This window comes from uncultured Mucilaginibacter sp. (assembly GCF_913773635.1).
Lineage (GTDB): Bacteria > Bacteroidota > Bacteroidia > Sphingobacteriales > Sphingobacteriaceae > Mucilaginibacter.
This window is the reverse complement of sequence record NZ_CAJYGQ010000006.1, coordinates 66,004-81,269: the sequence shown is the minus strand read 5'-3', so window position 1 is coordinate 81,269 and position 15,266 is coordinate 66,004. Positions and strand designations below refer to the sequence as shown.

Here is a 15,266-nt window from a genome sequence, read left to right as displayed (position 1 = left end):
TATTAATCTATATTGTGCCATGACTACATCATCTCAAACTACATCAACTTTACTAATGATACGCCCTGCCAGCTTTGGCTATAACGAGCAAACCGCCGGCAGCAACGCTTTCCAGCAAAAAGCTCACAGTTTAAACGGAATTGAACAAAGTGCGCTGAAAGAGTTTGATGCTTTTGTTCACCTGTTGAGAAGTAAGGATGTTGACGTGATTGTTATTGAGGATACTACAGAACCGCATAAACCGGATGCTATTTTCCCGAATAATTGGGTGTCATTTCATGACAATGGGGATGTATTATTGTACCCCATGCAGGCCGAAAACCGCCGTTATGAACGTAACGAAGGTATAATACGCAAACTGGAAAGCCAATTTACAGTTAAGCACATAATTGATTTAAGCCGTTTTGAACTTGATGATAAATTTTTAGAAGGTACCGGAAGCATGGTGCTTGACCGGGAAAATAAGCTGGCTTACGCTTGCCTGTCTCCACGCACCAATGCCGAAGTGTTGCTTACATTTTGTCATCACCTGGGTTTTAGACCTGTTGCGTTTAACGCTGCCGATGGTAATGGCAAAGCCATTTACCACACCAACGTTATGATGTGCATTGGTAGCAAGTTTGCAGTAATTTGCCTTGATTCAATAACCGATACCGTTGAAAAGCAGGCGGTAATAACGTCATTGCAAGCTACTGAAAAAGAAATTGTGGCTATTAGCTATGAGCAAATGAATCAGTTTGCGGGCAATATGCTCGAGGTAAAAACTACCAGCGGTAAAAGCTTGCTCGTAATGTCGGCAAGTGCCCACAGGTCGTTAACCGAAGAGCAGGTAAACACCCTTGAAAAATGTACTGAAATAGTTTCAACAGATATAACAACTATTGAAACCATTGGCGGTGGAAGTGCCAGGTGTATGCTGGCCGAAATTCATTTACCAGCTTTAGCATAAAAGCAAACGCAGGTTTTGCCGTTGCAAAAACCTGCGTTGCTGGTTAAAAACTACTACTATAATTAAACTGGTTAGCAAAAAGCCCCATAAAGAGAAACTTTCAAATTTGTAGTTAAGGTTTGCAAGGCCAATTGCACCTATTTTGCCGGGCTTATTTGAGTTTATGAAACATATCGTTTAAACTCAAATTAACTGTAAGCCGGCTCGCGCTGCCAGTATAAACCCAGCCTCACTAACCTTATTAAACCCTAATTAGTACGCAAACGCACTAACAGCATCTTTACTTTCAAGTAAAGAATGGCCCATTAAAAACTCATCAACCTTACGTGCAGTTTCGCGGCCTTCTGATATAGCCCAAACTACCAGTGATTGTCCACGGCGCATGTCACCGCAGGCAAATACTTTACTTACATTAGTGCGGTAAACGCCTTCTTTAGCTTTAACGTTTTTACGTTCATCCAGCTCAACTCCGGCCTGCTCAATCATTCCCGTGTGTTGCGGATGAACAAAGCCCATGGCTAAAAACACCGCCTGGCAAGGAAGTTCCCGCTCTGAACCTTCAACTTCCGAAAACTTTATTGGTCTGCCTAAAACGTCGGTTTCCCAAGTAACATCAGTTACCTTAAGCGCACGCAGATTTCCGTTTTCGTCACCTAAAAATTCTCTAGTATTTACACCCCAAAAGCGTTCGCAACCCTCCTCGTGTGAGCTTGTTGTTTTCAACAACATAGGGTAGCTTGGCCAAGGCATATTTTGTGTACGCTGCTGCGGCGGCTGCACCATAACTTCAAACTGCCTTACCGAACGCGCACCCTGACGGTTTGATGTTCCAACACAGTCTGAACCTGTATCGCCACCGCCTATTACCACTACATCTTTACCTTCAACGAAAATCTCAGCTGTAGTGATCGGGCTTTCGCCAACACGCTTATTTTGTTGTTTCAAAAATTCCATGGCGAAGTAAACACCATTAAACTCACGCCCTGGGATTGGAAGGTTGCGCGGAATAGTTGAGCCACCTGCTAATACAATAGCATCGTTGTTACGGCTCAAATCTTCCATGCTAATATCTTTACCAATTTCGGTATTGCATTGAAATACAACGCCGTCCTCTTCCATAACTTTAACCCGACGGTCAATTACCCACTTCTCCAGTTTAAAATCAGGAATGCCGTAACGCAACAGTCCACCCGGACGGTCATCGCGCTCGTAAACCGTTACCGAATGACCAGCCTTGCTCAGCTGAGCTGCTGCCGCCATACCTGCAGGACCTGAACCAACCACAGCAACCTTTTTACCGCTTTTAATTAACGGAGCTGTAGGTTTAACCAGGTTTTTAGCGTAAGCAATTTCAATAATATGCTTTTCGATTTCCTCAATAGCTACCGGCGGCTTATTTATGCCCAACACACAGGCTGACTCACAAGGAGCCGGGCAAATGCGACCGGTAAACTCAGGGAAGTTATTGGTGGTTGATAGTATTTCGTATGCTTCTTCCCAGCTTTTACGATAAACGGCATCGTTAAATTCAGGTATGACGTTACCAAGCGGGCAACCCGAATGGCAAAAAGGAATACCACAGTTCATGCAACGTGCCGATTGCTGGTTAAGCTTGTCTTCATTATACAAACCAACAAATTCGTTATAGTTCTTTACCCTTTCCTCGGGTGCTATTTTTGATGGGAGCTCTCTATTAAACTCCTGAAATCCGGTAGGTTTTCCCATTTTCTTTTTTAGCTAACAGTTTGTAAAGCTGATTTTGACAATACTCTTTTATACTCCTTAGGAAATACTTTAATGAACCTGGCAGATGCCTCGGCCCAATTAGCGAGCAATTGCTGTGCAACCTTACTGTTGGTTAAATGCACATGCTTTTTAAGCAGGGCTGTAATTTGTTCTTCGTCTTCCTTGCTTAACGGATCAAGGTCTACCATTTCAACGTTGCAGTTGCGTGCAAATTCGCTTTCGGCATCATAAACCCAGGCAATACCACCGCTCATACCGGCTGCAAAGTTGCGGCCTGTTTTACCTAGTATAAGCGCACGTCCACCGGTCATGTACTCGCAACCATGGTCGCCAATACCTTCTACTACAACCGTTGCACCTGAGTTACGCACGGCAAAACGTTCGCCTGCCATACCGCGTACAAATAATTCGCCCGAGGTAGCGCCGTACATAGCTACGTTACCAATAATGATGTTATCTTCAGGAACAAAGCTTGCATCAGGTTTTGGATAAATAGCCAGTTGCGCACCTGATAAGCCCTTTCCAACGTAGTCATTAGCCTCGCCTTCTAACTCAAAGGCTACACCTTTGGTTGAGAATGCGCCAAAGCTTTGACCTGCCGAACCGGTAAACTTAAAGTTGATGGTATTTTCGGGCAAACCGGCCGAGCCATACTTCTTTGAAATTTCGTTTGATAACATGGTACCAACGGTACGGTCGGTATTTTTTAAATCGAATGATGCAAATACCGGCGTTTTATCGGCAAGTGCTGGCTGAGCGGCTTCAAGTAATTGCCAATCAATGATATTATCCATACCATGATCCTGCTTTTCGCTGTTGTAAAGCGTGTTGCCTTTGGCATTGGTAACCGGGTGAAGAATGCCTGAAAGATCAACTTTTTTGGCCTTCCAGTTTTCAATTCCATCTTTCACACGCAGAAACTGTACGCGGCCAACCATTTCATTAATGGTACGGAATCCTAACTCGGCCATAATTTCGCGCATATCCTCGGCAAGGAAACGGAACAGGTTAACTACATGCTGCGGATCGCCGCTAAATAGCTTGCGCAGATCAGGATCCTGCGTTGCCACACCCACCGGGCAAGTGTTTAAATGACATTTACGCATCATGATACAACCGCTGGCAACAAGTGCAGCAGTAGCTACCCCCCATTCCTCGGCACCTAAAAGGGCCGCAATAACCAAGTCACGTCCGGTTTTCATCTGGCCATCGGCCTGTACAACCACGCGGCTGCGCAATTTACTGCGTACCAGTGTTTGATGAGCTTCGGCCAAACCAAGTTCCCAAGGTAAACCGGCGTGTTTAATAGAACTTATTGGCGATGCACCTGTACCACCATCGTACCCCGCAATCAAAACAACATCTGCATGTGCCTTAGCCACACCGGCGGCTATAGTGCCCACACCTGCTTTTGATACCAGCTTAACGTTGATACGTGCAGCGCGGTTAGCATTCTTTAAATCGAAAATTAACTGGGCCAAATCCTCAATAGAGTAAATATCGTGGTGAGGAGGAGGCGAAATTAAACCCACACCCGGTGTTGAGTGACGGGTTTTAGCAATCCAGGCATCAACCTTGTGGCCCGGCAGCTGACCACCTTCACCAGGTTTTGCGCCTTGCGCCATTTTTATCTGCAACTCATCGGCGTTGGTTAGATAGTTCGACGTAACCCCAAAGCGTGCCGATGCAATTTGCTTGATAGCCGAACGCATCGAATCACCATTAGGCAGTCGCTCGTAACGCATCTCGTCTTCACCACCTTCACCAGTATTACTCTTAGCACCAATACGGTTCATGGCAATAGCCAATGTACTGTGGGCCTCGTGCGATATTGAACCAAACGACATTGCACCGGTAGCAAAACGCTTCATGATGCTTTCAACCGATTCAACCTCATCAATTGATATAGCCTCACGGTGATGTGTAAAATCTAACAAACCACGTATAGTAAAGTGCTTTTCGGTTTGCTCGTTAATAAGCTTGGCGTAGCTTTTGTAAACGTCGTAATTATTAGTTTTGGTTGCGTGCTGTAATAAGTGCACTGTTTGCGGGTTAAACAAGTGAGCCTCGCCACGGCGTTTCCACTGATAGATACCACCCTCTGGTAATAGTTTAACATCAGCTTTTGAAGTGGCAAAACCAAAGTTGTGCTTGGTTAATGCTTCGCGGGCTATCTCATCTAAACCTAAACCACCTATGCGGCTAACTGCACCTGCAAAGTAACGATCTACTACACTTTTGTTAAGTCCAAGTATTTCAAACTGTTGTGAGCCATGATATGACTGTAAAGTTGAGATACCCATTTTAGAAAATATCTTCAACAAACCGTAATTAACAGCCTTTACATAATTTTTTTGCAGCGACTTAATATCCAACGGACTATCAATGCTGCCAGCATTTTTCAACGTTTCGATAGTTGAAAGCGCCAGGTAAGGGTTGATGGCAGTGGCACCAAAAGCAAGCAAACAAGCAAAGTGATGAACTTCCCAAACATCGCCTGCCTCAACAACCAGCCCTACAGAACCACGACGGCCAATTTTTACCAAGTGATGGTGAACTGCTGATACAGCTAACAAAGATGGTATGGCAGCATGTTCCGAATCCAGTGCACGGTCGCTTAGTATTACTACTTCAAAACCATCCTCAACGGCATCCTCGGCATAGCGGCAAAGGCGTTCGATACCTTTTTGTAGTGAACCCGGCTGACCATCGGCCTTAAAGTACGTTTGCAGCGTTTTTGCATGGAATAAACCGGTATCAATACTACGTAACTTTTCTAACTGGTGGTTACGCAGTATGGGGTGTTTCAATGCCACGCAATGGCAGTGCATCTTATCTTCATCCAACAGGTTACCATTGCTGCCTATGAAGGTAGCTAAGCTCATTACCAAACGCTCGCGTATAGGGTCAATTGGCGGATTAGTTACCTGGGCAAAAAATTGCTTGAAGTAGCTTGAAAGGTGTTGAGGCTTGTCAGACAATACAGCCAGCGGCACATCTGTACCCATTGAACCTATTGGCTCCATGGCATCGGTAGCCATTGGTTTGATAATTCCGTCAACATCCTCGCGGGTGTAACCAAACACCTGCTGGTAACGAAAAACCGACTCGGGCGCAAGGCTGGTAAAAGCCACACGAGGCTCGGCTAGGTCTTCAAGCTTAATTTTATAATTTTCCAACCAGCGGTCATAGGGCTGCTGGGTTGTTATCTTTTGCTTAATTTCTTCGTCGGTAATAATTTTATGCTGCTCGGTATCAATTAACAGCATTTTACCCGGCTGCAGGCGACCTTTGCTTTCCACTAACTTTTCATCAATGGCTAAAACACCGGTTTCTGAAGCGGCGATTACACGGCCGTCTTTAGTTACGGTGTAACGCAAAGGACGTAAACCATTACGGTCTAATACCGCACCAACCAGTTTACCATCGGTAAAGCTAATTGCTGCCGGACCATCCCATGGCTGCATAATGGTGGCATGATACTCGTAGAATGCCTTTTTAATAGGATCCATTTGCTCGTTACCATCCCAGGCTTCAGGCACCAGCATCATCATTACGTGCGGTAATGAACGCCCCGAGTGAAGCAAGATTTCAATGATGTTATCTAAACACGCCGAGTCGGACTGGTTATTGTCAATAACCGGCAACAGCATTTCCATTTCCTCACTGCTGAAATAGCTTGAAGCCAGTGATTTTACACCTGCGAAAAACCAGTTAAGGTTACCGGTAAGGGTGTTAATTTCACCGTTGTGAGCTATTAAGCGGAACGGCTGAGCAAGTTTCCATGAAGGAAATGTATTGGTGGAGAAACGCGAGTGTATAAGTGCGAAAGATGATACCAAACGCGGATCAGCCAGATCACTGTAATACTGACGTAACTGGAAGGTTGTAACCTGTCCTTTATAAATGATGGTTTTGCAAGAAAACGAAGTAAAGTAAAAGTTGTCGCCAACGGCTGCTAAGTTTTCGTTTACCGTTTTATTAATATAACGACGTAGAACATACAGCTTACGTTCAAAATCATCAGCGTTGGTAACGTTTGAAGGGCGCAGTACAAAAACCTGTTCAACATCAGGTTCGGCACTGCGGGCAGTTTCGCCTATTACCGATGGATTTACCGGCACTTTACGGAAACCGAGCAGGGTAATGCCCAGCTTTTCAGTGGCGGCAACAATCACGTTGCGGCATGCTTTCTTCAGGGTAGAATCTTTAGGGAAAAAGATCATACCCACTCCATACTCACCTAACTGGGGCAGACTCACCTCAATATCTGAGCACTCTTCCATTAAAAATTCATGAGGCAATTGTATCAATATACCTGCGCCATCGCCAGAGTCGGGATCACATCCGCAGGCACCTCTATGCTCCATGTTTTCGAGCATTGTAAGGGCATCATGAATGTTTTGGTTTGACTTAATACCGTTAATATTTACGATAAAGCCGGTACCACAAGAGTCGTGCTCAAATTCAGACCTGTAAAGGCCTTGCTGTTCACTTTCTGTTTGATTCATGTTTGTTTAATATAGTATAAAGTAGGGCTTGGATTACGAATATACTGTTTTTGATTTTTTTACGAAATAAAAATTGCTTTTTTTAGAATTTTCAAAATTTTATAACTCCTGATAGTCCGTAATTACCATATTCATAACGTTTTTATAGCTAATAGGCATATTCCATTGCCTAAATCATAAACAAAAAGGCAAACCGGTGCTAAAGGCTTATATTTGCTGATAAATACACAATATTATAATGAACACTAAAAACAAGGCAGTATTTTTAGACCGTGACGGGGTGTTGAATAAAGAGTTGGGCGATTACGTTTGCCGCCTCGAAGACTTTAAAGTGCTTGATAACTTTGCAGCGCTTAAAGAACTGCAAGATCGTGGTTATTTACTTATTGTTGCAACTAACCAGGGCGGACTTGCCAAGGGTTGGTATAGTGAAGACACCTTATCGCAAATGCACCAACGCCTTAAAGACACTTATGCCCCGCATGGCGTTAAGTTTACTGATATTTATTACTGCCCGCATCATCCAAACTTTACGGGTGCCTGCGATTGCCGCAAACCACAGCCTGGTATGCTGCTGCGAGGCATTGAGCAATATAATATTGATCCTTCCCTATCTTACTTTATTGGCGACCGCGAGCGCGATGTTGAAGCAGGAACAGCAGCGGGCGTTACAGGTATATTAATAAACAGCGACCAGCCCCTAAGCGAAGTTTTAAATCTTATAAAGTAGAAACTATTTGAGCGAATTTGTTTCGCCACCACCAGAGGAAGCGCCGGCGGCGGAGGTAAGGTCGGCATCCTCGTTTACCCTTGCAGAAATTACGTGAACAATGCTGTCCAGTTCGCCGGCACATTGGTTTATCATGTTAATAATCTCGTCGCGCTCTTCCTTACTGAGCGCATCTTTTGCCAGATAAGCTAATCCTAGTATGGAGGCAACAGGCCTCCTCACCTCATGCGAGCTAAGCCAGGCAATCTCCTGCAATATTTTATTCTGTTTGCTTACACGTTCTTCTTTTTCCTTACGGCTGGTAATGTTTTGCTGCACGGCAATATAACCTTTGTGCTTTTGCGTATGATCAAACAAAGGCGTGTATTCGATTTCCAGCCATTGATTGCCTGCACCAGGCAAATAATGGGCTATTTCAACAAAAAAAGATTCAAGTTTTGCTTTCCGATCATTAATCATTGTGATAGTATCGCGTGATACTCCTAAGGCATTCAGCACATCATCGGCATTGTTATTAAGGAGCTTCTCCACAGGCAGGTTTGCATAATCTTCAAAGGCCTTGTTTACCCAGCCAATGCGGTTATCGGCATCCATTACTATCACCATGTTGTTAACTTTAGTGATAATATCGGCTAGGCGTTTGTTTTCCTCGTTCGATCGTTTTAACTCATCAATATCTTTTACGGCGCCTATCAGCCTTACGGGCGCTCCATCGTTATATACAAAATATCCCTGATCGTAAACATACTTGTATTCACCGTTGCCGCAATCAATGCGGTATTCACACCACCAGTTGGTCTCCTTGTTTTTGAGCACCTTGTTCTGACTGCTTACAACTGAAGGTAAATCATCAGGGTGAATGAGCGAACGCCACCAGTGCAAGTCATAGTTTATTTTACGCAGATCGCACTTTATCAGGTGGGTTAAACTTGTGTTGTAAATGATGTTGTTATGAACCATGTCATAATCATAAATAACATCATTGGTGGCTTTAAGCACTATGTGATAACGCTCCAAGGCCTGCTTGAGTTGAATGTCTTTCTTTTTTTGAGTTGTGATATCCTGAAAATATACGGCAAGTCCGTCTTCTGTTGGGTAAACGGAAAAGAACAACCACTTTTTTAAACTTTCTACATAATCTTCAAACCGGCGCGATTGCTTATTAGCTAAAACATCTTTGAATTGCTTGCAGGCACTTTCCTCCTTATCTTCATGAAATACATCAAGCAAATACCTTCCGGCAACCTCTGCAGAAGTAAATCCTGTTTCTTCCTCAAACTTTGCGTTAACCTTCACAAACTTAAGTTCAGCATCCAAAGCAAAAAAGCTTTCGCTCATAGAATTGAGGGTATCTTCAAGATTAAACTGATATTTATTGCGTTCAATTTCCAGCACCTTATATTCAGTTATATCCTGCATGGTGCCTGTTATTTTATGCGCTTCACCGTTTAAAAATTCCAGCTTAGCCTGTTGCCGTACATAACATATTTTATTATCAACCGGTGTAATGCGAAATGTAATATTTATCTCCTCTCCTGTATCAATGAGCTTTTCAATTGCCTGGCTCAACTTATCCCGGTCTTCCGCGTGTATTAAATTCAAATACGTTTCCCATAAATTTTGGTTGGGCAATGGCGTCCTTTCTGTCAAAACAAAAAGTTCATCGCTCCAAACCATCTGTTTTTCTTTCAGATAGTACTCCCACCCCGCCACCTTTGCAATCAACTGTGTTTCGGTGAGTTTACCTTGCTTATTTAGCAATTCGGCGTTTAAACGGCTAAGATGCTGCTCATATAAAACATGCTTATTCACATCTTGCGCTATAACTATAACGTGCATTTTGCCGCTAAAGGTCACCTGCTGCGAAGTGATATTTACGTAAATTAGTTCGCCATTCGCCTTTTTATGTATCCATGTACCTGAATGCCTGATCTCTTTTGAAACCTTCTTAACCGATTGCAGAACTTTATCCCGTTCTTCAGGTGGGCGAATATCAAAGATGGTCATATTCAAAAACTCTTGTGCAGAGTAACCATAGTTAAGTACGGCCGCTTTGTTTACTGACACAAATTTGAATGTCTCAATATCATAAATCCACATCGGTAACGGATTTCCTGCATAAATTTCCCTGTATTGCTTTTCGCTCTCGGTTAAACGTTGGTCATCGTTTTTAATGAGTTTCCAAAGCAATACACCTGTTATCAAAACATAAAGTATCCCCTTTACTAAGTTTATAAAATGATATGCAGCCGGAGAAAAGTCATCCTGAAATACAGAGAGCAATCTATCGCTTACGGCTATCCAAATTATGCCAAGCACTATATAAATAATGGCTATACGTATTGCTCCTAATTTCATAGGTAAAGGTTTGGTTAACGGCAATTAATTAATTTTAGGCTATGGGCTTGGATGCCTAAGATAGTGTATTAAATATTAAAATTTGATAAATATCACAGCTGCTAACGATTTTATTTCCACACAATGGCCCAACGCTTTACGCAGGCGAGTAAAGCTGTAATGCCTTAAAATGCATCAACATTTAAACTTTCATTTTGAAATTTTAAATAACTATTTATATTTGCGCCAGCTCATCAAAACGTTAGCTATAAAAAATGAACGGTTTCAACAAACATCATCTGCATATCCATCGCCCCCTGTGGCGATAATATTGATGTATGTTTCTACGTGAAATAACAAACCTCCGTTTATTTTATAGTTTAATACCCCCAACTTTGTGAAAACACTTAAAATTGCTATCCAGAAGTCTGGAAGGCTCAATGAAAAATCTGTAGAGCTGCTGAAGAATTGCGGCCTTAACTTCGAAAATTATAAAAGCTCGTTAATATCGCCGGTATCTAACTTCCCGCTGGAAATTCTGTTTTTGCGCGACGATGATATACCCGAATACGTACAGGATGGCATTGCCGACCTGGGCATAGTGGGCGAAAACGTAATACAGGAAACAGAAGTTGAAGTAAGTTACTTGCAACGCCTGGGTTTTGGTAAATGCTCGCTTAAAATAGCAGTACCCAACAATACCAGCATCGAAAGTGTTACCGACCTCAACGGCCGCTCCATAGCCACCACCTACCCTGCCATCCTCAGCAAATACTTAAAAAACCTTAATATTAACGCCGAAATTCGAACCATATCAGGTTCGGTTGAAATTTCGCCGGGCTTAGGATTGAGTGATGCTATTTGCGATTTGGTATCAACCGGTGGAACGTTAAAAAGTAACGGACTGAGACCGTTTGCCGATGTAATGTCGAGCGAGGCGGTGATGATAGGCAGACCTGGATCAGAAAATGATGATTTGATTCAGGAGTTAATTCAGCGTATACAATCGGTATTACGTGCTAAAGAGACTAAATACGTTGTATTAAATGCCGAGCGTGCGAATTTACCAAAGATACTTGAACTTTTGCCGGGTGTTAAAAGCCCATCAGTAGTGCCACTAGCGGAGCAAGATTGGGTGGCGGTACATACAGTAATACCCGAGCGCGACTTTTGGAGCCGCATAAGCCAGCTTAAACAAGCCGGTGCACAGGGCATTGTTGTAATGCCTATTGAGAAGATTATATTGTAAAGCAGGGCCTATTTGATAAACCCGTGTCATTTCGAGGAACGAGAAATCCTGTTCTAGGCGTTCAATTTTGCACGATGAACAAGATTTCTCCCGATGGTCGAAATGACGAAGTGGTTTGGGATTATCAGGCATTAATAATTATAATATGCTTAAAACCTATAATTACGCCAATTTATCTGTTGCCGAGGTAAACAACCTTGTGCAGCGCAATGTTGATGCGGCCAACGAAATACGTACAGTTGTTGAAACTATTATTGACACTGTGCAACAACAAGGCGACCGTGCCCTTTTTGATTTTGCCCAGCGGTTTGACCAGGTACAGCTTGATAAGCTTTATTTGGATAAGGCCGAACTGTCACAAATTGCCACCGCCCTTTTACCCGAACAGAAGACGGCCCTTGAGATAGCTTACAAAAACATCTGGAAGTTTCACGAGAGCCAGCTTAAAACCGAAGATAAGGTTGAAACTATGCCCGGCGTTACCTGCTGGCGCGAGTTACGGCCTATTGAAAAAGTTGGCTTATACATTCCGGGTGGGACGGCCGTTTTACCAAGCACATTTTTAATGCTGGGTATTCCTGCCCGCATTGCAGGCTGTAAAGAAATTGTAGTATGCTCGCCTCCGGGTAAAAATGGTAAGATAAACGCCTTTATAGCATACGTTGCCCAGTTGCTTGATGTTGACCGCATTTGCCTTGTTGGCGGCGCCCAAGCCATAGCCGCTATGGCTTACGGTACCGAAAGCATCACCAAGGTTGACAAAATATTTGGTCCGGGCAACCAGTTTGTAACAAAGGCCAAAACCATTATTCAAAGCACAACTATTACGGCTATTGATATGCCTGCAGGCCCATCAGAAGTATTGGTTATTGCCGACGAAACAGCTAACCCCGCCTACATAGCCGCCGATTTGCTGGCACAGGCTGAACATGGCATTGATAGCCAGGCGATACTGGTAGCCACATCGGCTACATTGGTTGAACAAACCATCTCTCAGCTCCAGAAGCAATTACCCGTACTCCCAAGGGCAGAAATTGCCGCTAAAGCTATTGAACATTCATATGCCGTGGTCGTGAACAGTTTGGACGAGGCTATGCAGTTCAGCAACCATTACGCTCCCGAACATTTAATACTGGCCACCGAAAACTGGCAACAAATTACCGGCAGCATTATCAATGCAGGCTCTGTATTCCTGGGCAATCAAACCCCCGAAAGTGTGGGCGATTATGCATCGGGCACTAACCATACCCTACCAACCAGTGCCTATGCCAAGGCCTATTCGGGTGTATCTGTAGATTCTTTTGTAAAGAAGATTACGTTTCAGCATCTAACTAAAGAAGGAATTCAGAATATTGGTCCGCATGTGGAGATATTGGCCGATTTGGAAGGTTTACATGCACACAGAAATGCAGTTAGCGTGAGAACTCAACAATAGTTTAAGAAATCATTGCAAAGAATAAGCAATTGCTATTCAAACTTTACTTTTAGTAATAAAAGTTCACTTAGTATTTGCAGTGAGAAAAAAGTAAAGACAATGTTTAATATCAACAACATCCTTCGGGAAAACATAAAAAACTTAAAGCCTTACTCATCGGCGCGTGATGAGTTTAAGGGTGATGCCAGCGTTTACCTCGATGCTAATGAGAACGCATTTGGCTCACCTTTAAATAAAGATTACAACCGCTACCCCGACCCGCTTCAATACGCCGTTAAAATGCGTTTAAGCGAAATTAAGGGTGTACCGGCGCGTAACATATTCCTGGGTAATGGCAGCGATGAAGCTATTGATATCCTATTTCGCTCTTTTTGTAACCCTGGAGTCGATAATGTGATATTAGTGCCGCCAACTTACGGCATGTACGAGGTATCGGCCAATATAAATGATATAGCCATTAAGCGCGTAAACCTAACCGACGAATATCAACTTAATTTGGAAGGCATTGCCGAAGCTATTGATAAGAACACAAAGCTCATTTTTGTTTGTTCGCCAAATAACCCAACCGGGAACTCCATCAATCGTGATGATATTGAAACGTTGCTGGCAAATTTTAAAGGTTTAGTAGTGGTTGATGAAGCTTATATTAATTACAGCCGTCAAAAGACTTTCATTCAGGAACTTACCGAATACGCCAATTTGGTAGTACTGCAAACCCTTTCTAAAGCATGGGGACTTGCGGCTTTACGTGTAGGCATGGCCTTTGCCAGCGAGGAGATCATTGAAGTAATGAATAAGGTTAAGCCGCCATATAACATTAACGAAGCCTCTCAACAACTGGCTTTAGAAGCCTTACAAAACGTTGAGCAGGTAAATGGCTGGATAAAAGAAACCCTTACCGAACGTGATAATTTAGTACTCAAGCTTAAGGAATTTGATTTTGTGGTTGACATTTACCCATCTGACGCTAACTTTATATTAGTTAAAACCACTGATGCGAAAGGCATTTACAATTACCTGGTTGAACATGGGATAATAGTGCGCGACCGTAGCAAGGTTGAGCTATGTGAAGGTGCTTTGCGCGTAACTATTGGTACACCTCAAGAAAATATCACCCTCATTAATACGTTAACTAACTTTAAATGAGCGCAAAAAAAGTTTTATTTATAGACCGCGACGGCACCATGATTAAAGAGTGTGCCGATGAGCAGATAGACTCGTTCAACAAGCTTGAGTTTTATCCCGGCGCACTCACCTACCTACCACGCATAGCAAAAGAACTGGATTATGAACTTGTACTAGTAACCAACCAGGACGGTTTAGGTACCATTTCTCATCCCGAAGAAAATTTTTTCCCGGTACACGAGCTGGTGATAAAAACCTTTGCAGGCGAGGGTGTAAGCTTCGTCGCATCCTTCATCGACCGCACTTTTGCTATAGACGGTGCTCCTACCCGCAAACCGGGCACAGCCATGTTAACGGAGTATTTTGACACCGAAAAATACGACCTCAAGAACTCATTTGTAATTGGCGACCGCCTGAACGACGTATTGCTGGCTAAAAACTTAGGTGCTAAAGCCATTTGGCTTAACAGCGGCTTAGGCATGGGTGCGGGCGAATTTACAGCCGAGCAGTTGGAAGCCATAAACGCCACAGTTGCTATAAAAACCACCGAGTGGAAAAAAATATATGAGTTTTTAAAAGTGGGCAAGCGTGTTATAGAACACCGCCGTACCACTAAAGAAACCGATATTTTTATAAAAATAGACCTTGATGGCACCGGTGAAGCAAAGGTAAACACAGGCCTGCATTTCTTCGATCATATGCTCGATCAGATAGCCCGTCACGGCAGTATTGACCTTGAAGTTATTGCCAAAGGCGATTTACATATTGACGAACATCACACCATTGAAGACACCGGCATTGCACTGGGCGAAGCTATGTCTACAGCATTAGGCAACAAACGTGGCATTGAGCGTTACGGTTTTTGCCTGCCTATGGATGATTGCCTGGCCCAGGCAGCCATCGACTTCGGCGGTCGCAACTGGATAGTTTGGGAAGCCGATTTTACACGCGAAAAGGTGGGCGATATGCCAACAGAGATGTTTTACCACTTTTTCAAGTCGTTTACCGATGCATCAAAAAGCAACCTTAACATAAAAGCGGAAGGCTATAACGAACATCACAAAATAGAAGCTATATTTAAAGCCTTTGCCAAAGCCATAAAAATGGCCGTAAGGCGCGATGTAAATAATATGGTTTTACCAAGTACTAAGGGAGTACTTTAACCCCCCGACCTCCTGAAGGGG

At 43.4% G+C, this 15,266-nt stretch carries 9 protein-coding genes; 6 read left to right on the top strand and 3 right to left on the bottom strand.

Annotation, left to right across the window (positions count from 1 at the left end):
* Nucleotides 1–19 precede the first annotated feature (19 nt).
* Nucleotides 20–949: a citrulline utilization hydrolase CtlX gene (gene ctlX / locus QZ407_RS05705; protein WP_295768555.1), complete on the top strand. Its 930-nt coding sequence runs from the start codon at nucleotides 20–22 to the stop codon at nucleotides 947–949.
* 252 nt (nucleotides 950–1,201) lie between these two features.
* On the opposite strand, the gene QZ407_RS05700 is transcribed toward ctlX, so the two are convergent.
* On the bottom strand, nucleotides 1,202–2,674 hold the full coding sequence (locus QZ407_RS05700; protein ID WP_295768553.1) for a glutamate synthase subunit beta: 1,473 nt from the start codon (nucleotides 2,672–2,674) through the stop codon (nucleotides 1,202–1,204).
* Between the two features lie 8 nt (nucleotides 2,675–2,682).
* On the bottom strand, nucleotides 2,683–7,206 hold the full coding sequence (gene gltB / locus QZ407_RS05695; RefSeq protein ID WP_295768552.1) for a glutamate synthase large subunit: 4,524 nt from the start codon (nucleotides 7,204–7,206) through the stop codon (nucleotides 2,683–2,685).
* A 238-nt stretch (nucleotides 7,207–7,444) separates the two neighbouring features.
* On the opposite strand from gltB, the gene QZ407_RS05690 reads away from it, so the two are divergent.
* Entirely contained in the window at nucleotides 7,445–7,936 is a 492-nt protein-coding gene (locus QZ407_RS05690; RefSeq protein ID WP_295768550.1) for an HAD family hydrolase, read from the top strand.
* A gap of 3 nt (nucleotides 7,937–7,939) precedes the next feature.
* Here the strand turns inward: QZ407_RS05690 and QZ407_RS05685 are convergent, their stop codons facing one another.
* A complete protein-coding gene (locus tag QZ407_RS05685) occupies nucleotides 7,940–10,294 on the bottom strand; it encodes a PAS domain S-box protein (RefSeq protein ID WP_295768548.1) in 2,355 nt (784 codons plus the stop codon).
* Nucleotides 10,295–10,670: 376 nt separating this feature from the next.
* On the opposite strand from QZ407_RS05685, the gene hisG reads away from it, so the two are divergent.
* The 4 genes from hisG (at nucleotide 10,671) to hisB (ending at nucleotide 15,245) form a co-directional block, all read left to right on the top strand.
* On the top strand, nucleotides 10,671–11,522 hold the full coding sequence (hisG, locus tag QZ407_RS05680; RefSeq protein WP_295768545.1) for an ATP phosphoribosyltransferase: 852 nt from the start codon (nucleotides 10,671–10,673) through the stop codon (nucleotides 11,520–11,522).
* A 145-nt stretch (nucleotides 11,523–11,667) separates the two neighbouring features.
* Nucleotides 11,668–12,957, top strand: a complete 1,290-nt coding sequence (hisD, locus tag QZ407_RS05675; RefSeq protein ID WP_295768543.1) for a histidinol dehydrogenase — start codon at nucleotides 11,668–11,670, stop codon at nucleotides 12,955–12,957.
* A gap of 99 nt (nucleotides 12,958–13,056) precedes the next feature.
* On the top strand, nucleotides 13,057–14,103 hold the full coding sequence (gene hisC, locus QZ407_RS05670) for a histidinol-phosphate transaminase (protein WP_295768541.1): 1,047 nt from the start codon (nucleotides 13,057–13,059) through the stop codon (nucleotides 14,101–14,103).
* Nucleotides 14,100–15,245 (top strand): bifunctional histidinol-phosphatase/imidazoleglycerol-phosphate dehydratase HisB, encoded by a 1,146-nt coding sequence (gene hisB / locus QZ407_RS05665; protein WP_295768539.1) that lies wholly within the window; start codon nucleotides 14,100–14,102, stop codon nucleotides 15,243–15,245. The genes hisC and hisB overlap by 4 nt, the downstream gene beginning before the upstream one ends.
* The last annotated feature ends 21 nt before the right edge of the window (nucleotides 15,246–15,266 follow it).

What these genes read in the sequence shown, in the direction of transcription:
- gltB (WP_295768552.1), bottom strand. Translation starts at nt 7,206, where the DNA reads ATGAATCAAACAGAAAGTGAACAGCAAGGCCTTTACAGGTCTGAATTT.
- ctlX (WP_295768555.1), top strand. Translation starts at nt 20, where the DNA reads ATGACTACATCATCTCAAACTACATCAACTTTACTAATGATACGCCCT.
- QZ407_RS05700 (WP_295768553.1), bottom strand. Translation starts at nt 2,674, where the DNA reads ATGGGAAAACCTACCGGATTTCAGGAGTTTAATAGAGAGCTCCCATCA.
- hisC (WP_295768541.1), top strand. Translation starts at nt 13,057, where the DNA reads ATGTTTAATATCAACAACATCCTTCGGGAAAACATAAAAAACTTAAAG.
- QZ407_RS05685 (WP_295768548.1), bottom strand. Translation starts at nt 10,294, where the DNA reads ATGAAATTAGGAGCAATACGTATAGCCATTATTTATATAGTGCTTGGC.
- hisB (WP_295768539.1), top strand. Translation starts at nt 14,100, where the DNA reads ATGAGCGCAAAAAAAGTTTTATTTATAGACCGCGACGGCACCATGATT.
- QZ407_RS05690 (WP_295768550.1), top strand. Translation starts at nt 7,445, where the DNA reads ATGAACACTAAAAACAAGGCAGTATTTTTAGACCGTGACGGGGTGTTG.
- hisD (WP_295768543.1), top strand. Translation starts at nt 11,668, where the DNA reads ATGCTTAAAACCTATAATTACGCCAATTTATCTGTTGCCGAGGTAAAC.